The 17,544-nt window shown below is 64.4% G+C and carries 17 protein-coding genes; 4 read left to right on the top strand and 13 right to left on the bottom strand.

Translation table 11 applies throughout. The features are described from left to right. The first annotated feature begins 294 nt into the window (after window positions 1–294). On the top strand, window positions 295–1,311 hold the full coding sequence (locus Q0105_RS02500; RefSeq protein ID WP_298208377.1) for a TRAP transporter substrate-binding protein: 1,017 nt from the start codon (window positions 295–297) through the stop codon (window positions 1,309–1,311). Between the two features lie 186 nt (window positions 1,312–1,497). On the opposite strand, the gene Q0105_RS02495 is transcribed toward Q0105_RS02500, so the two are convergent. From Q0105_RS02495 to Q0105_RS02485, 3 genes are all read right to left on the bottom strand, one after another. Continuing rightward, a complete protein-coding gene (locus Q0105_RS02495) occupies window positions 1,498–1,791 on the bottom strand; it encodes a DUF4148 domain-containing protein (RefSeq protein ID WP_298208375.1) in 294 nt (97 codons plus the stop codon). A 64-nt stretch (window positions 1,792–1,855) separates the two neighbouring features. Then, window positions 1,856–2,143, bottom strand: coding sequence for a DUF4148 domain-containing protein (locus tag Q0105_RS02490; RefSeq protein WP_298208373.1), 288 nt, complete (start codon window positions 2,141–2,143; stop codon window positions 1,856–1,858). Window positions 2,144–2,207: 64 nt separating this feature from the next. Beyond that, entirely contained in the window at window positions 2,208–2,495 is a 288-nt protein-coding gene (locus Q0105_RS02485) for a DUF4148 domain-containing protein (protein WP_298207743.1), read from the bottom strand. 511 nt (window positions 2,496–3,006) lie between these two features. Between Q0105_RS02485 and Q0105_RS02480 the strand changes: the two genes are divergently transcribed. Continuing rightward, a complete protein-coding gene (locus Q0105_RS02480) occupies window positions 3,007–3,447 on the top strand; it encodes a CBS domain-containing protein (protein ID WP_298208370.1) in 441 nt (146 codons plus the stop codon). A 94-nt stretch (window positions 3,448–3,541) separates the two neighbouring features. Here Q0105_RS02480 and Q0105_RS02475 read toward each other — a convergent pair whose 3' ends face one another. The 4 genes from Q0105_RS02475 to Q0105_RS02460 form a co-directional block, all read right to left on the bottom strand. Then, window positions 3,542–4,360, bottom strand: a complete 819-nt coding sequence (locus tag Q0105_RS02475; RefSeq protein WP_298208368.1) for an ABC transporter ATP-binding protein — start codon at window positions 4,358–4,360, stop codon at window positions 3,542–3,544. After that, window positions 4,357–5,298: a nitrate ABC transporter permease gene (gene ntrB / locus Q0105_RS02470; RefSeq protein WP_298208366.1), complete on the bottom strand. Its 942-nt coding sequence runs from the start codon at window positions 5,296–5,298 to the stop codon at window positions 4,357–4,359. The genes Q0105_RS02475 and ntrB overlap by 4 nt, the downstream gene beginning before the upstream one ends. A 35-nt stretch (window positions 5,299–5,333) precedes the next feature. Next, the gene (locus tag Q0105_RS02465; protein WP_298208364.1) at window positions 5,334–6,578 is read right to left on the bottom strand and encodes a CmpA/NrtA family ABC transporter substrate-binding protein; all 1,245 of its coding nucleotides are present in this window, start codon (window positions 6,576–6,578) and stop codon (window positions 5,334–5,336) included. A gap of 467 nt (window positions 6,579–7,045) precedes the next feature. Continuing rightward, window positions 7,046–7,672 (bottom strand): ANTAR domain-containing protein, encoded by a 627-nt coding sequence (locus Q0105_RS02460; RefSeq protein WP_298208362.1) that lies wholly within the window; start codon window positions 7,670–7,672, stop codon window positions 7,046–7,048. A 300-nt stretch (window positions 7,673–7,972) separates the two neighbouring features. Here Q0105_RS02460 and Q0105_RS02455 point away from each other — a divergent pair, with 300 nt between their 5' ends. Together Q0105_RS02455 and tsaD are read left to right on the top strand one after the other, a co-directional pair. After that, window positions 7,973–9,133 (top strand): branched-chain amino acid ABC transporter substrate-binding protein, encoded by a 1,161-nt coding sequence (locus Q0105_RS02455; protein ID WP_298208360.1) that lies wholly within the window; start codon window positions 7,973–7,975, stop codon window positions 9,131–9,133. Window positions 9,134–9,215: 82 nt separating this feature from the next. Further along, on the top strand, window positions 9,216–10,277 hold the full coding sequence (gene tsaD / locus Q0105_RS02450) for a tRNA (adenosine(37)-N6)-threonylcarbamoyltransferase complex transferase subunit TsaD (protein WP_298208358.1): 1,062 nt from the start codon (window positions 9,216–9,218) through the stop codon (window positions 10,275–10,277). Between the two features lie 1,051 nt (window positions 10,278–11,328). On the opposite strand, the gene Q0105_RS02445 is transcribed toward tsaD, so the two are convergent. From Q0105_RS02445 to Q0105_RS02420, 6 genes are all read right to left on the bottom strand, one after another. Beyond that, window positions 11,329–12,780, bottom strand: coding sequence for an aldehyde dehydrogenase (locus Q0105_RS02445; protein WP_298208356.1), 1,452 nt, complete (start codon window positions 12,778–12,780; stop codon window positions 11,329–11,331). A 99-nt stretch (window positions 12,781–12,879) separates the two neighbouring features. After that, window positions 12,880–13,590, bottom strand: coding sequence for an ABC transporter ATP-binding protein (locus Q0105_RS02440; protein ID WP_298208354.1), 711 nt, complete (start codon window positions 13,588–13,590; stop codon window positions 12,880–12,882). Then, window positions 13,587–14,357 (bottom strand): ABC transporter ATP-binding protein, encoded by a 771-nt coding sequence (locus Q0105_RS02435; RefSeq protein ID WP_298208352.1) that lies wholly within the window; start codon window positions 14,355–14,357, stop codon window positions 13,587–13,589. Before Q0105_RS02435 ends, Q0105_RS02440 begins: the two co-directional genes overlap by 4 nt. Next, window positions 14,350–15,285, bottom strand: a complete 936-nt coding sequence (locus tag Q0105_RS02430; protein ID WP_298208350.1) for a branched-chain amino acid ABC transporter permease — start codon at window positions 15,283–15,285, stop codon at window positions 14,350–14,352. The genes Q0105_RS02435 and Q0105_RS02430 overlap by 8 nt, the downstream gene beginning before the upstream one ends. Continuing rightward, complete coding sequence (locus Q0105_RS02425; RefSeq protein ID WP_298208348.1) at window positions 15,282–16,160, bottom strand: branched-chain amino acid ABC transporter permease; 879 nt, start codon at window positions 16,158–16,160, stop codon at window positions 15,282–15,284. Before Q0105_RS02425 ends, Q0105_RS02430 begins: the two co-directional genes overlap by 4 nt. Window positions 16,161–16,164: 4 nt before the next feature. Beyond that, entirely contained in the window at window positions 16,165–17,379 is a 1,215-nt protein-coding gene (locus Q0105_RS02420; RefSeq protein WP_298208346.1) for an amino acid ABC transporter substrate-binding protein, read from the bottom strand. Window positions 17,380–17,544 lie beyond the last annotated feature (165 nt).

Here is a 17,544-nt window from a genome sequence, read left to right as displayed (position 1 = left end):
AGGGCGTGAACCCATTTCTATTCACCTACGTGCTGATCCTGGCGCTGCTGGTGGTGTTCCCGCAGATCGTGACTGCGCCCGTCCTGTGGATGAGGTGAGATGAAGCACCCCCTGAGTCGCTTCGCGCCTTCACCCCTCTCTCGCATTGCTGCGCAATGCGGGAGGGGGACGCCCCCAGCGCTGCGGGGCGGCCCTTGCGCGGGGGCACTGGCCTCGGCCGCGCCAGTACCGTCATCTATGCACTGTGATTCCTTTTCCGCTGTTCCTCACTTCCTCATCGCAATGGAGACAACCATGAAAACTTTCCGCCGTACCCTGCTGGCCGCCCTGTCGGTGGCTGCCGTCGCCTGCTCGTTCCAGGCCGCCGCGCAAGACTTCAAGCCGCGCATCATCCGCTTTGGCTACGGCCTCAACGAAATCTCCAACCAGGGCCGCGCCACCAAGCTGTTCGCCGAAGAGGTCGAAAAAGCCTCGGGCGGCAAGATGAAGGTGCGTGCCATCGGCGCCGCCGCGCTGGGCTCGGACGTGCAGATGCAGCAGGCGCTGATCGGCGGCGCACAGGAAATGATGGTCGGCTCCACCGCCACGCTGGTGGGCATCACCAAAGAGATGGCGATCTGGGACACACCTTTCCTGTTCAACAACGCCAAAGAGGCCGACGTGGTGCTGGACGGCCCCGTGGGCCAGAAGGTGATGGACAAGCTGCAGGAAAAAGGCCTGGTGGGCCTGGTGTACTGGGAGAACGGCTTTCGCAACCTCACCAACAGCAAGCGCCCGGTCAACAAGCTCGAAGACATGGACGGCATCAAGCTGCGCGTGATGCAGAACAACGTGTTCCTGGACAGCTTCAAGACACTGGGCGCCAACGCGGTGCCGCTGCCGTTCTCCGAACTCTTCACCGCGCTCGAAACCAAGACGGTGGACGGCCAGGAGAACCCCTACAACACCATCCTGTCGAGCAAGTTCTATGAGGTGCAGAAGTACCTCACCGTCACCAACCACGTCTACAGCCCCTGGATCGTGCTGGTGAGCAAGAAGTATTGGGACGGCCTCTCGAAGGCCGAGCAGAAGGTGCTGCTCGACGCCGCCAAGAAGAGCCGCGACTTCGAGCGCCAGGACACCCGCGCCGAGGCCGACAAGGCGCTGGCCGATTTGAAGGGCAAGGGCATGTTGGTGAACGAGTTGCCCGCCGCCGAGGCCAACCGCATGCGTGAAAAACTGGGCGCCGTGAACGCCAGCATCGCCGCCAACGTGGGTGAAAGCCTGTGGAAGGACGTGCAGGGTGCGGTGGCACAGGCGCGTGGCAAGTAACGCAAGGAGGGCGCCCTTTGCCCACAGCCTTTGGGCAGACTCAGGGCGGGCGGACCTTCAGGTAGCGATTTTGGGATGGTTTTAGGGCGCTACCGCTTGTCCCGTCTTCAATGGTGCTGCAAAAATAGTAGCAAAAAACAAAAAGCTCCCGAGGGAGCTTTTTGTTTGTGTGCCGTGCGGGGCAGATCAGCGCATGCCGAACTCGCCGCGGGCCAGCACGCCTGCGCGGGCGCCTTGTTCGGCCTGGGCGCTCACCATGCTGCGGTCGGCCGTGGATTGATACGTCGACACGCGCGAACCGGCGGGCTCAAGGCTGCGGGTCTGGGCTACGGTAGAGGCTTCGGCAACCACTTCAGCACGGGTGCGGTTGGTTTCAAACTTCGTCGCGAACTGTGAGCCATCGGCTTCGTCAGCCATGGCGCCAAAGGAAGCGAAAGCAGCCACAGCGGCGAGCGAGAGGAAACGTGCGGTCTTGTTCATGGTGATACTCCAGTGAAATTCAAAAAATAGGGTTCTTCAACTCAACAGTCAGAGGGCAAAGGGCTTAGCCCAGCTCACCCGAAGGAATCTGGCCCGTGCGCACGGCTTCGGCAGCCTGGGCACGCACAGCAGAGCGGTCGGCCGTGGATTGATACGTCGTCACACGCGAACCAGCAGGCTCCTGGCTGCGGGTCTGGGCCACGGTAGAGGCTTCGACAGCCACTTCAGCGCGGGTGCGGTTGGTGTCGAACTGCAGGGCAAATTGCGAGCCATCGGCTTCATCGGCCATAGCGCCAAAAGAAGCGAAAGCAGCCACAGCGGCGAGCGAGAGGAAACGTGCGGTCTTGTTCATGGTGATACTCCAGTGAAATTCAAAAAATAGGGTTCTTCAACTCAACAGTCAGAGGGCAAAGGGCTTAGCCCAGCTCACCCGAAGGAATCTGGCCCGTGCGCACGGCTTCGGCAGCCTGGGCACGCACGGCAGAGCGGTCAGCCGTGGATTGGTATGTCGTCACACGCGAACCGGCTGGCTCGATGGAGCGGGTCTGGGCGACGGTAGAAGCTTCGGCAGCCACTTCAGCGCGGGTGCGGTTGGTTTCAAACTGGGTAGCGAATTGCGAGCCATCGGCTTCGTCAGCGTAGGCACCGAAAGAAGCGAAAGCGGCAACAGCGGCGATGGAGAGGAAACGTGCGGTCGTGTTCATGATCAAAGTCCTTAAAGTTAAAAAAGCGTCTCAAAAAAACCAGGGGCAAACCAACTAAGAAAACTGCCTCAACCCTGGGTTCGGTGAGTCGCCTTGCGGGTTCGGCTCATCGATGGGTTGAACTGTACGCCGATGGAGTTCAGAGAAAAACCATGGAGTCGCAAACTAACTGTTCCAGTATTGGAAACAATCCGTGCGCCGACTTCCTGCGTGGCTCCAAGGGCCTGGAAGGTGGGTGGAGGGTTTTTACCAATTGCGTTGAACATGGGCTCTATGGTGCCCAGCCGAAATCTGTGCGTCGTCTCGTCACCGTTTCGGTTCTTTTCAGTTTGTTTCGCGCCCCGCCCAATGCAACAGTGGCGAAACATAAACACCGCCCTCGTGACACAGCGCGCCAAAAAGCGTGGCAAATCGGGCTTGCGCGGGTTGCGCCCGCAGGGCTTATGGGCTGAAATCTCTCTGTGCCCGTTTGTGTTGTTCCCGCAGTTTTCTTGTCCCGAGGGAGGTTCCAATGACCGTAGTTGCCAAGATTCTTCAATCCAAGTCCGATGCCACCGTCCACACCATTGCCCCCGATGCGCTGGTGTTCGACGCCCTCAAGCTCATGGCCGACAAGGGCATCGGCGCCCTGATCGTGAAGGAGGGGGGGCGCATCGTGGGCATCTTCACCGAGCGCGACTACGCGCGAAAGATCGCGCTGATGGGCCGCACCTCGTCGGTGACGCTGGTGCGGGACGTGATGACCACCGCCGTGTTGTTCGTGCGGCCCGATCAGACCAGCGAGCAGTGCATGCAGCTCATGAGCAACAACCGCCTGCGCCACCTGCCCGTGGTGGAGGGCGAGGCGCTGGTGGGCATGATCTCCATTGGCGACTTGGTCAAGGACATCATCTCCGAGCAGAAATTCATCATCGAGCAACTGGAGCAGTACATCAGCGGCGGCGTGCGCTGATTGCGCGATGAGCAAAAAAGGGCTCTGACCTAGCCGGTCAGAGCCCTTTTGCTTTGTTGCCGTGTGTATGGGTATGGGTGCGAATGCGGGGCGTTCAGGCCGCCTTTTCCACATGCCCCTGGCGGGTGTACAGAAAGTCGATCACAGCCTTGCGGCATTGCAGGTAGCGGGGGTCTTCGGCCAGTTCCACGCGGCGGCGAGGGCGGGGCAGGCCGACCTGCAGCACCTCGCCAATGGTGGCGGCGGGGCCGTTGGTCATCATCACGATCTTGTCGGACAGCAGCACGGCCTCGTCCACGTCGTGCGTCACCACTACCACGGTGCTTTGTGTGCGCGCCACGATCTCCAGCAGCTCATCCTGCAGCTTGGCGCGGGTCAGGGCGTCGAGCGCGCCGAAGGGCTCGTCCATCAGCAGCACCTGGGGTTCCATGGAGAGGGCGCGGGCAATGCCCACGCGCTGCTTCATGCCGCCCGAGATTTCTCCGGGGCGCTTTTGCGCGGCATGGGTCAGGCCCACCAGCGCCAGGGCGGCGTCGGTGCGGGCCTTGAGCTGGGCCTTGCTCTCCCTTGCGCCAAACACGCGTTCCACCGCGAGGTGGATGTTGTCAAAACAGGTGAGCCAGGGCAGCAGCGAGTGGTTCTGAAACACCACGGCGCGTTCGGGGCCGGGGCCCTTGATCTCCTTGTTGGCGCACAACAGGGCGCCTTGGGTGGGAGTGGTCAGGCCCGCGATCAGGTTGAGCAGCGTGGACTTGCCGCAGCCCGAGTGGCCGATCAGCGCCACGAACTCGCCCTTGGCGATGGTGAGGTTGATATTGCGCAGCGCCGGGAACAGGCCCTTGGCCGTCTTGAAGGTCTGCTCGATGCCCTGGACCTCGATGAACTTGGAGGTCAGCGATGGGTTGTTGTTCATGATTTCACCTCTTCGAACGTGAATGCGGTGGCCAGTTGGATGAGCGCAAACTCCAGCGCCAGCCCCACGATGCCGATCACGAAGATCGCGATGATGATGTTCTTGACGTTGAGGTTGTTCCACTCGTCCCACACCCAAAAGCCGATGCCCACGCCGCCGGTCAGCATCTCGGCGGCCACGATCACGAGCCAGGCGGTGCCCACGGCCAGGCGCACGCCGGTCAGCATGTAGGGCAGCACGGCGGGGAAGAGGATCTTGGTAGCGATCTTCCACTCCGAGAGGTTGAGCACGCGGGCCACGTTCATGTAGTCCTGCGGCACGCGCTGCACGCCCACGGCGGTGTTGATGACCATGGGCCAGATGGAGCAGATGAAGATGGTCCAGATGGCGGCCGGGTTGGCGCCCTTGAACACCAAAAGGCCAATCGGCAGCCAGGCCAGCGGCGACACCGGGCGCAGCAGGCTGATGAGCGGGTTGAACATGCGCGACAAGAAGTTGAAGCGCCCGATCACGAAGCCCGCCGGAATGCCCACCAGTGCCGCCATGCCAAAGCCGATGGCCACGCGCTGCAGGCTCATCAACACGTTCCAGCCCACGCCCTGGTCGTTGGGGCCGTTGCGGTAGAAGGGGTCGCTGAAGATCTCCAGCGCCTGCTTCCAGGTTTCGAGCGGGCCGGGGATGCTGTTGCCCGTGGTGGTGGACACCACGGCCCACAGGCCGATGAGCAGCCCCAGGCCACACAGGGGCGGCAGCACGGCCATCCAGAAGCCGCGTGACAGGGCAGCCCAGTCGCGGCCCGCGGGCGTGGCTGCGGGGGTCAAGGTTTTTGGTGCTCTAGCGCTTGTTGCGTGGGCATTTATTGCTTCACTATTCATAGCATTCGGAGCAGCGCCAAGGGCGGCTGCATCGAGCGGAGAGTGGAAGACGGCACTGACCATGGTTTTCTCCTGTGAACAAACAAACGGGCAGGGGATCAGGCTTTGATCTTGAAACCGTCGGCGTATTTGGCGGGGTCTTTGCCGTCCCACACCACGCCGTCGATCAGCTTGCTGGTGCGCATCGGATCTTTGGGCACATTGATCTTCATGGCGCTGGCCACTGATTTGTAGAGGTCGATCTGGTTGATTTGTTTGGCCACGCCCAGGTAGTCGGGGTGGTCTTTCAGCAGGCCCCAGCGCTTGTGCTGGGTGAGGAACCACATGCCGTCCGATAGGTAGGGGAAGTTCACCGCGCCGTCGTTGAAGAACTTCATGTGGTTGGGGTCGTCCCAGGTCTTGCCCATGCCGTTTTGGTAGCGGCCCAGGATGCGCTGGTTGATGGCGTCCACGCTGGTGTTGATGTAGGCCTTCTGCGCCACGGTTTCGGCCATCTTCATCTTGTTGGACAGGTTGGCGTCGATCCACTGGCTGGCTTCGAGCACGGCCATCATCACGGCGCGTGTGGTGTTGGGGTGCTTCTTGACGAACTCGGCGGACGTGCCCAGCACCTTTTCGGGGTGGTCTTTCCAGATGTCTTGTGTGGTGTTGGCGGTGACGCCGATGCCGTCCATGATGGCGCGGTGGTTCCAGGGCTCGCCCACACAAAAGCCGTCCATGTTGCCCACACGCATGTTGGCCACCATCTGCGGCGGCGGCACGGTGATGAGCTTGGCGCCCGACACCGGGTTGATGCCTGCCGCCGCCAGCCAGTAGTGCATCCACATGGCGTGGGTGCCTGTGGGGAAGGTGCCTGCAAAGGTGTATTCGCGCTTTTCCTTGGCCATGAGCTTGGCGAGCGAAGGGCCGTCCACCGCGCCCTTGTCGGCCAGTGCTTTTGAGAGGCTGATCGCCTGGCCGTTGTTGTTCAGGCTCATCAGCACCGCCATGTCCTTCTTGGGGCCTGCGGTGCCCAGGTGTACGCCATAGACCAGGCCGTAGAGCACGTGGGCGAAGTCGAGCTCGCCGTTCACCAGCTTGTCGCGCACCCCGGCCCAACTGGCCTCTTTGGTGGGGATGATGGTGACGCCGTACTTCCTGTCGAAGCCCAGCACCGAGGCCATCACCACGCTGGCGCAGTCGGTGAGCGGGATGAAACCGATCCGGACTTCCTTCTTCTCGGGTGCGTCCGAGCCCTGGGCGTGGACCAGTGCACGCAGCGCGGGGCTGACGCCCACGGCGCCCACGGTGGCGGCTTGCAGCACGGTGCGGCGGGTGGGGCTGGTTTTGAGCAGATCGGTCATGGGGTATTTCCTCCTGGCGTTAAAACAAAAAAGGCGTCCTTCCCCAGCCCGGCTGCATGCGCACGCCGGGCTGGGGGAGGGACGCCTTTGTCCATGGCAAAACCCTTTGGGGGTTTTGTTTTGTGCCAGCACCAGCCCGCCGTTGGGCCCGTGCTGTCGGGGTGGGACCGTCATGGGTCTTGCCAGGTCTAACGCAAGCGGCGTGCCAGCCTGAATTGTGTAAATTGGGTGCTCTGTTTGCTATCTTTTTAATAGCTGCTTGCGCTTGATGAATAGGCGCTAGAGGCCGATTTGTTATTGAAATGTGCCGTGCGGGTGCACCAAGGACGCTGCACTGCGTTTGTGCGGTGCACCATTTGGGGCGATGCGGTGAAATTGGACGCGACCCAGGCGCGGGATGCCAAGCAAGGGCCGCCTCGCAGCGAGGGGGGAGGCGCGCAGCGCCTCAGGGGGATGTTGTCACTGGTTCAGCCCAGCAAGTCCATCACGTCGAGCATGCGCTGGGCCACGTCTGCGAGCTTGAGGCCCTTGTCCATGGCGGTCTTGCGCAGCTTGTCGTAGGCGGCTTGCTCGGTCAGGCCCTGGCGCTGCATCAGCAGGCCCTTGGCGCGGTCGATGGTCTTGCGGTCTTTCAGCTCGGTCTTGGCATCGGCCAACTGGGCGCGCAGGGCTTCTTCATGCTGAAAACGCGCCATCGCCACATGAAGAATGGGGCGGATGCGCTGCGGCGCCAGGCCCGCCACGATGTAGGCGCATACGCCCGCCGCCACCGCGTCCTTCACGTGCGAGGTGTCCTCGTCGTTGGTGAACATCACGATGGGGCGGCGCTCGTCGCGTGTGGCCATCACCACGTGCTCCAGCGCATCGCGTGCCTCGCTTTCGGCGTCCACGATGATGAGATCGGGCTGGAGCTGCGCGATGCGCTCGCTCAGGAACACATCAGAGGGCAGCGTGGCCACCAGATTGAAGTTGTTCTCCAGCAGCCCGATGCGCAGCGCGCGCGAGCGCTCCGCCTGGAGCACGGCGTCCTCGTCGTACGGGTCGGCGACCGCCAGATCCGGGGCGACCACCACGATGCGCAAAGCCTCATTCATGGGATAGGGTGAAAGCAATTTCCATACCCCAAATGCACCCTTGTGCGCACTGAAGCGGTGCGCACGGCGGTTTGGCGTTGGATGGGGTGGGTGTGATGCAGGTCAAGGGCCGCGCGCTGTGGGTCGGTCACATAGGAGACATGGAGTGATTCTTTGTCAATTAAAGGTCAATCTAACGGTGGTTGAAAGTTGCTAATACAAGGGGGCCGCAGGCGGTGCAGGAGGGCATACCCGGTAGCTCCTCAGGGCTGGGCCACATATACCTCCGTCACTTTGATCTTTTGATATGGAGCTTATTGCATGAACAAGCACATTGACCGGCGCAGCTTCCCTGGCCGCCTGACCTGGGCAGCCCTGGTGGCCGCCGCACTCCTTGGTGGGTGTGGCAAGGTGCCGGACACCATCAAAATTGGTGTCGCCCAACCTCTGAGCGGCCCGCTGGGCGCCTTGGGGCAAGACCTGCTCAACGGCGTGAACCTGGCGGTGGACGAGCTCAACAAATCCGGCTACACGGTGGATGGCAAGAAGGTGACGCTGGAGGTGGTGGCGGTGGACGACAAGGCCGACTCCGCCACCGGCAAGGCCGTGGCCCAGCAACTGGTGGACGCGGGTGTGGTGGCCGTGATCGGGCACCTGAACTCGGGCGTGAGCATCGACACCGCGCCCATCTACGCCGCCAAGGACATTGCGCAGATCGCCATCTCCACCAACCCCAAGTTCACGCAACTGGGGTACTCCACCACGTTCCGCATGGTCGCCAACGACACGCTGCAGGCCCGCGCCATCGGCTCGTTTGCTGCCACGCAGCTCGGCTCTGCCCGCTATGCGGCGCTGGACGATGGCACCCCCTATGGCAAGGGCCTGGCCGACGGTGCCGCCGAGCAGCTCAAGGCCGAGAAGAAAGAAGTGGTGGTGCGCAAGTCGTTCGACGACAAGACCACGGCCTTCGACGCACTGGCTGCCGAGCTCAAGGCCGCCAAGGTGGAGGTGATCGTCTCCACGCTCAACGACTTCCAGGCCCTGGCGCTGCTCAAGGCGCTGGGCAAGGTCGACCACACCAAGGTCAGCCTGCTGGGCGGCGACACCATCAAGACCACCGACATGGCCAAGGGCATGGGCCTGGTGCAGGGCATCTACGCCACATCGCCCGTGCTCGAAGCCAAAGAGTTCACCACCGGCAAGCCCTTCCTCGAAAAATACATCGCCGCCTACAAGAAGCCGCCCGCCTACGGCGGCCACTACAGCTACGACAGCATGTACGTGCTCTCGGCCGCCATCCAGAAAGCCAAGTCGGCCGACCCCAAGGACATCACCAAGGCCATGCACAGCATCAATGGCTACGCACCGGTGATCGGCACCATGACCTGGGATGACAAAGGCGAGCAGCGCTACGGCGCCGTGGGTGTGTACGAGCTGCGCAGCGGCAACTGGGATCTGCGCATGCGTTCGGACCGCTGGTAGGTAGCGCTGACAGGCCTTCTGCTGTTGTTGCTTCTGCGCGGGGCGCGAAGGGTCTTTGGGCCCCGGGTTTTACACTCGGGGCATGAGTTTGCTGATCCTCGGTATTGAATCCTCGTGCGACGAAACCGGCGTGGCCCTGGTGCGCTCCACGGGCGATGCCGCCGTCCCCACCCTGCTGTCCCATGCGCTGCACAGCCAGATCGACATGCACCAGGCCTACGGCGGCGTGGTGCCCGAGCTGGCCAGCCGCGACCACATCCGCCGCGTGCTGCCACTGGCCACGGAGGTGTTGAAGGAGTCCGGCCTGGCCCTGACCGACGTGGACGTAGTGGCCTACACACGCGGCCCAGGCCTTGCGGGCGCACTGCTGGTGGGCGCGGGCGTAGCCTGCGCGCTGGGCGCGGCGCTGAACAAGCCGGTGCTGGGCGTGCACCATCTGGAGGGGCATCTGCTGTCGCCCTTCCTGAGCGCCGACCCGCCCGAGTTCCCCTTCGTGGCCCTGCTCGTCTCTGGCGGCCACACCCAGTTGATGCGCGTGGACGGCGTGGGCCGCTACGAGATCTTGGGCGAGACCATCGACGACGCCGCCGGTGAGGCGTTCGATAAATCCGCCAAGCTCATGGGCCTGGGCTACCCCGGCGGCCCTGCACTATCGCGCCTGGCGGAGCAGGGCAGCGCCACCGCGTTCAAGCTGCCCCGGCCTTTGCTGCACAGCGGTGATCTGGATTTTTCTTTTGCAGGCCTCAAGACGGCGGTGCTCACACAGGCCAAGAAGCTGGGCGACGAGCTGGAGGCGCGCAAGGCCGACCTGGCTGCCAGCACCGAGGCCGCCATCGTGGATGTGCTGGTGAAAAAGACGCTGGCCGCGTTGAAGCAAACGGGCTTGAAGCGGGTGGTGGTGGCGGGGGGCGTGGGGGCCAATCGCCATTTGCGGGCGCAACTGAATGCCGCCTGCGCTGCGGCCAAGGTGCGGGTGCATTACCCGGAGTTGCATTTGTGCACGGACAACGGCGCGATGATTGCCATGGCGGCGGCGATGCGCTTGCAGGCGGGGCAGCAGGAGGCGAACACCGACTACGCGTTTGACGTGAAGCCGCGGTGGCCGTTGGATGCGATTGTTGTTGCCGATGCTGCTGCTGTCTGATTTTTGATGGGAAATGGCTGGTGGTGCCTATCTATCAAGCACTTGATGCTGCTATTTTTATAGCAAAAACCTTTCCCCCCACCGTTTGATCTGAGCCTGTTGACGCCTGGGTATTCCCCCACCCGTTCGGGCTGAGCTTGTCGAAGCCAGGGCTTGTGGGTTGATCTGGACGCATGCCTAGGCCGAGGGCGGGAGCCGGGTTATCGCCCCGGCGGGCGACTCACTTTTCTTTGCTTCGCCAAAGAAAAGTAAGCAAAAGAAAGGCGACCCACAGTCTGCGACCCCTGCGCTTCGCTACGGGGCAAACCTGCGTCGGGGCGGTTGCGGGGTGCGCCGTGGAACTCGCTTTGCGCTGCGCGCGCCGCTCGGACAACCACGGCGAGTCAGTTCACGAAGCATGGGCGCTTCGACGCCCATGCCACCCCGCAACCGCCCCGCCGCAGGCGCCGCCAGATGGGGTGGGAGCCAAACATCCAAACAGCCACACGGGCCATCGCTGCGCTCGGCCCCGCCTGCGCAGCGCGTGGCGCTTGCGCCCGCGAGATGGGGCCGAGCGCAGCGATGGCCCGTGTGGATGTCCGATTCGTGGGTCCCTTCTGTATGCGCCTGGGGCGCGCAGGGCGGGGGGTGGCACGCGCGTCGGAGCGCGCGTGCTTCGTGAACTGACTCACCGCAGTTGTCCGAACGTAGCTGCGTAGCAGCGAAGTGAGTTCTGCGGTGCACCCCGTGACCGAGCACCCCAGGTTGCCCCGCAGCGCAGCGAAGGGGTCGCAGACAGCAGGGTCGCCTTTTCTTTGGTGACTTTCTTTTGGCGAAGCAAAAGAAAGCCACTGCGCCGCCGGGCGCACACCCCGGCTCCCGCCCTGAACCCAGGCACACCGCCCAAACCAGCCAACGAGCCCTGGCTTCGACAGGCTCAGCCCGAACGGATGGGGGAGCGCACGGCTTCGACAAGCTCGGCCCGAACGGTGGGAGGAGAGGTTTTGCTATGAAAACAATAGCTATTAGCGCTTGATGAATAAGCGCCATGCCTCATTTTCATTCGCAATATTCAGAACGGATAGTGCCGTGGCGTCGTCTGCACCGTCACCCATCGCAGCTCTGTGAACTCGCGCACCCCCGCCATTCCCCCAAACCGCCCCCAGCCCGAATTCTTCACGCCGCCAAACGGCATCTGGCCCTCGTCGTGCACCGTGGGGCCGTTGACGTGGCAGATGCCTGATTCGATGCGGGCGGCCACGTTCCAGGCGCGGGCCACGTCGCGGCCGAAGACGGCGGCGGAGAGGCCGAACTCGTTGTCGTTGGCGCAGGCAATTGCTTCCTCCACCCCGTTCACGCGCACGATGGGCTTGAGCGGGCCAAAAGATTCCTCGCGATAGACGTCCATGGCGGGCGTGACGTGGTCGAGGATGGTGGCGGCCATCAGCGTGTTCTCGCTTTTGCCGCCGCACACCAGCTTGGCGCCCTTGGCCAGCGCGTCGTCGATCAGCGCGTTGCAGCGCGCCACGGTGGCTAGGTCCACCACCGAGCCAAGCACCACCGGGCCCTTGCGTGGATCGCCCAGTGGCAGGGCTTGCGCGCGCGCGGCAAAGCGGGCCACGAAGTCGTCGGCGACGGCGGCGTCCACCACGATGCGCTCGGTAGACATGCAGATCTGGCCCGAGTTGGCGAACGAGCCGAACACGGCGGCATCCACGGCCGCCCCCACGTCCGCATCGTCCAGCACCACCAGGGGGGCCTTGCCGCCCAGCTCCAGCACCGTGGGCTTGAGGTATTTGGCGCAGGTCTGCGCCACGATGCGGCCCACCTTGGTGGAGCCCGTGAAGTTGACGCGGCGCACCGCCGGGTGGGCCACGATGGCCTCGACCACGGCCCCGGCATCGGCGGGTGCATTGGTCACGAAGTTCACTACGCCAGGCGGCAGGCCGGCCTCTTGCAGCGCCTCGATGATGAGGCCGTGTGTGGCGGGGCTCAGCTCTGAGCCTTTCAGGATCACCGTGTTGCCGCAGGCCAGCGGCGTGGCGATGGCGCGCACACCCAGGATGATGGGCGCGTTCCACGGCGCGATGCCCAGCACCACGCCTGCGGGCTGGCGCACGCCCATGGCCAGGCTGCCGGGCACGTCGGAGGGGATCACCTCACCAGCGATTTGTGTGGTGAGCGCGGCGGCCTCTTGCAGCAGGCCTGCGGCCAGGTGCACGTTGAACCCGGCCCACAGGCCCGAGGCGCCGGTTTCGGCGGCCATGGCAGCGGCAAAAGCGTCGCCCTTGGCTTCGAGCGCGTGGGCGGCCTTGAGTAGCAGCGCGCGCCGCGCATTGGGCCCCAGGGCCGACCAGGCGGGGAAGGCCTTGGCGGCGGCGTCGGCGGCAGCTTTGGCATCGGCCACGGTGGCGGCGGGGGCGGTGGTGGCCACCGAACCGTCGAGCGGATTGCGGCGCTCGAACGTGGCACCGCCGGTGGCCTGCATGCGTTCGCCGTTGATCAGCATGGAAATGGCAGTCATGGAAACAATCTCCTGAACGAGAGGGAATAGGGAAAGAAGAAGGAAGAAGGAAGAAGGAAGAAGGAAGAAGGAAGAAGGAAGAAGGAAGAAGGAAAAGACTCAGGCCACGCCCAGGTAGGCCTGCCGCACCGCATCGGACTGCAGCAAGGTGGCGGCATCGCCAGACGCCACGATGCGCCCGCGTTCCAGCACATAGCCGCGCTGGGCCACCTGCAGCGCCTTGCGCACGTTCTGCTCCACCATGAGCACGGTGACGCCCTGCGCCGCGATGCGCTGCACGATGGCGAGCAGTTCATCGACCATGCGCGGCGCCAGGCCCAGCGAGGGCTCGTCCAGCATCAACAGGCGCGGGCCGCTCATCATGGCGCGGGCCACGGCCACCATCTGCTGCTCGCCGCCGCTCATGGTGCCCGCGAGTTGCTGCGCGCGCTCCCTGAGACGCGGAAAGTCCTCGAACGCCTGGGCCAGCCGCTCGGCGCGTGCGCGTGCGGGCACCAGCCAGCCGCCCAGCTCCAGGTTTTCAGTCACCGTCATCTGTGGGAACAACTGGCGGCCTTCCGCCACCAGTGTCAGACCGCGTTGCACGCAGGCCGTGGCGTTCATTGCGGGCACGGGCTGGCCGTCCAGCAGCACCTGGCCCTGGCGCGGCAGCAGGCCCGCCAGCGCCTTGAGTAGCGTGGTTTTGCCCGCGCCGTTGGGGCCGACGATGACGGTGATGCCGGGCGTGGCCGTGAGCGACAAGTCCTGCAGCACCTGAAAGCCGTGGTAGCCCGTGGCGAGGCCCTGAACCGAAAGCTGTGCGCCGCTCATGCCGTGGCTCCTTGTGCGGCGGTGGTGGCCGGTGTGGTCATTTCATCTCCCAGATAGGCTTCGATCACCTGCGGGTCGCGCACCACCTCAGCGGGTGTGCCATCGGCGATCTTGCGGCCCTGGTGCAGCACCAGCACGCGCTCCACGTACCTGAGCAGCGTGGTCACCGCGTGCTCGATCCACACCACCGTCAGGCCCCAGTCATCGCGCAGGCGGCGAATGCGCTGGGCCATGGCATCGACCTCGGCCTCGGTCAGGCCCGCAGCCACCTCGTCGAGCAGCAAGAGGCGCGGTCGGGTGCCCAGGGCCATGCCGATCTCCAGCAGGCGCTGCTGCGAAGGCGTCACGTCGGCGGCGGGCCGATCGGCCAGGTGCGCCAGGCCCAGCATGGCCAGGATCTCGTCTTCGGTGCGCAGCCCCTCGGGCCCCTGGCGGTGGCGCCCCGCGAACTGCATGCCAAAGCGCACGTTGTCGCGCACCGTCATGTCGGGGAACACGCGCGGCGTCTGGAAGGTGCGCGCGATGCCGTGGGCCGCATAGTGGTGCGGCCCTTTGCCGGTGAGGTTGTCAGTGCCGCAGACAAGCGTGCCCGAGGTGGGCGGCAACACCCCCGAGATGGCGTTGAAGAACGTGGTCTTGCCCGCGCCATTGGGGCCGATGATGCCCACGAGCTCGCCCGCGTGCAGCTTGGCGCTCACGCCGTCCACGGCGGTCAGGCCGCCAAAACGCACGGTCACGGCGTCGATGGTCAGAAGGGCTTCAGCCATGGCTTGCCTCCTTCGCCACGCCGCTGCGGCGCTGCCACAACGTGGCCAGGCCATTGGGCAGATACATCACGCACAGAATCAACAGCAGGCCCAGCACCATCATGTAGCCATAGGGCAGTTGCAGGCGTAGTGTTTCGGCCAGCAGGCTGAACACGATGGCTGCGAGCACCGGGCCGCCAATGCTGGCCGCGCCGCCGATCAGCGCGATCAGCACGGTCTGAAAGCCGATGAAGGGGCTGAACACGGCGGCAGGCTCGATGTACGTCCAGCGCACGGCCATGGCCGCGCCCACGGCACCTGCGAACGCGGCGGTGATGCCAAAGCCTGCGATCTTGGCCAGGCGCGTATCCACGCCCAGCGTCTGCGCGCGCTGCTCGTCGGCGCCAATGCCCGCCAGCGCCAGGCCAAAGCGGCTGCGCTGCACCGCGATGGATGTACCGATGGCGGCGGCTGCGATCAGCAGCACCGTGATGTACACCGTCTCGTTGCTGGGCACCACGGTGAGCACGCGGCCCACCGTGCCCGAGACCTGCTTTTCGACAAAGGTCACGGCGTGGCGGATCAGCTCCGTCATGCCGAAGGTCAGCACGGCAAAGTAGGTGCCGCGCAGGTGCAGCACGGCCGCACCCATGATGATGGCGACGATGGCCGCGATCAGTGCGCCCGACAGGATCACTAGCGGCCAGGGCAGCGTGCCCAGCAGCGTGGCGCTGGCATAGGCCCCGATGCCGAAGAAGGCCGAGGTGGCCAGCGACAGGTAGCGCGTGGCGCCGCAGAACAGCGACCAGCTGGTGGCCAGCGCGATGTACATCAGGCAGCTCAGCAGCACCGAGGCCATGAAGTCGGAGACCAGCCAGGGCAGCGTGCCGACCACGGCCGTGCCCGCGGCCAGCGCCAGCCAGGGCTTGTTGGAATGTAGGGGGGTCATTTTTTAGAGAAGAGTCCGTTGGGGCGCCAGATCAGCACGCCGATGAACACGGCGTAGCTCAGCAGCATCTTGAGAGAGGGGCTGCTGAAGTGCATGCCCAGGGCTTCGACCACTCCCAGCAGCAGGCCACCGGCCAGGCTGCCCGCCAGACTGCCGAAGCCGCCCAGGGTGATCACGATCAACGCCGTCACCGTGTAGGGCTCGCCCATCGACGGGGAGATTTCGTAGGTCATCGACAAGAGCGCACCGGCCACGCCCGACAGGCCCAGGCCAATGCCGAACATCATCGGGTGCAGGCGCCGCGTGTTGATGCCCACCAGCTGTGCCCCGGTGGGCGACTGCATCAGCGCCCGCACGGCCTTGCCCAGCAGCGTGAACCGCAGCAGCGCGATCAGCGCCGCCGACAGCGCCAGCGCCACGCCGAACAGCACCAGCTTGTTCTCGGTGAAGCGCATGCCCGCGATCTGCACCGGGTCGGCCAGGTATTCGTAGCCACGCAGGTCGCCGCCCCAGATCAAGAGGGCGGTGTTCTGCACCAGAAACATCAGGCCAAAGCCCACCATCAGGCTGCGCGCCTCAAACACATCCACGTTGGGCGCGCGCGCCGCCAGGCGCTTGAAGCACAGCGCATGCACCGCCACGCCCAGCGCGAACAGGGCGATGAAGGCAATGGGCATCAGCACCAGCGGCGACCAGCCCCAGGTGGTGTGTGCCCACCAGGTCAGAAAGGCGCCGAGCATCAAAAACTCGCCATGCGAGATGTTCATGATGCGCATCAGCCCATATTGCAGATTGAGGCCCATGGCCACCAGCGCATAGATGCCGCCGGTAATGAGGCCACTGGCGACCAGTTCGGCCCAGGAGGTCAAAGACACAGCGTTACTTCCAGGCAGGTTTGTTGGTGTTGAGTGCTGCGGTGGCGCGGTCCTTGGGCCACACCACCTCGAAGTCGCTGCCCTGCCACTGGCTCACCGTGCCGGGGATGGATGCGTTCTCGCTGCCCGCGAAGCGGATGCCGCCCAGAATGGTCTTGAACTCGTTCTTGGCGATGTGCTCGCGCAGCGCCTTGCGGTCCAGCCCCACCTTCTCCACCGCCTGCTGCAGGATCTGCAGGCCGGCCCAGGCATGGCCGCTGGCCCAGCGGTCGGGCTCTTTGTTGAACTTCTTCACGTGGGCGTCGAAATACGTCTTGGCCTCGGGGCTGGTCTTCACGCTCCAAGATCCCATGCCGATCACGCCTTCGGTGTTGGCCTGCATCACGTTTTTGTACAGCTGGAAGGCCGTGCCCACCGATGCGTAGAAGAACTTGGGGTTCAGCCCCACCTCGCGCGCCTGGCGGCTGGCCAGGATGGTGTCGGGTGGGTAGGTGATGCCGATGAAGGCGTCGGGGTTCAGGTCCTTGATGCCACGCAGCACGGGCGCCAGATCCTTCACGCCCAGCGGGTAGCTTTTGCGCTCCAGCACCTGGATGTTGGTTTTCTTGAGCGCGTTGTTCAGCGCCGCGAAGTTCTCGAGGCCGAACAGGTCGTCCATGTAGACGATGGCGACCGATTTGACGCCGTTGGCCACCAGCATGTCCACCAGCGCGCCCATCATCTTGTCGGGCTGCTGCAAGAGCGAGAAGAAGTAGGGCAGGTTCATGTCGATCAGCTTGCGCGACAGCGCCGTGGGCGCCAGAAGTGGGTAGCCGAAGCGGTTGGCCAGCGGGGCGATGGCGAAGTTGGCGCCCGAACCCCAAGGCGGCAGGATCAGGTCCACCTTGTCGCTGCCCATGAGCTTTTCAAACGTGCGCACGCAGGTTTCGGTTTCGCTGCGGTCGTCGTAGCCGATGAGCTCGATGGGGCGTTTGGCGCCCTTGATGTTCAGGCCGCCCGCTGCGTTGACCTGCTCGGCCCACAGCAGGTAGTTGGGCTCCTGGCTGACCTGGGCGCCTGCGGCCCAGGGGCCGGTGCGGGCGATGGCGTAGCCGATGCGCACGGGGCTGCTGCTGCTACTGCCTTGGGCCCATAGCTGCGGTGCCACGGCCAGTGTGCCGACGGTGGCGGCAGCGTCCTTGATCCATTGGCGCTTGGAGGGTTGATGGGTTGTCGTCATGTCGTGTCTCCTCGGGTGGAGGCCCACGTGGTGCAGGCCGTCGCCAGATCGTAAAAAACAAGGGCCCGGCGTGCTGCGCTGTGCGTGCACAAAAGCCTTGTCTTTGCGTGCAGGTTGCAGCGGGTTTACCCGGATTTCCGTGCAGATACGGGGAATAAGGGGGCG

The sequence above is a fragment of the Acidovorax sp. genome (assembly GCF_027492855.1).
In the GTDB taxonomy this organism is placed as follows: Bacteria; Pseudomonadota; Gammaproteobacteria; order Burkholderiales; family Burkholderiaceae_C; genus Acidovorax.
This window is presented reverse-complemented; position numbering and strand designations above follow the sequence as displayed.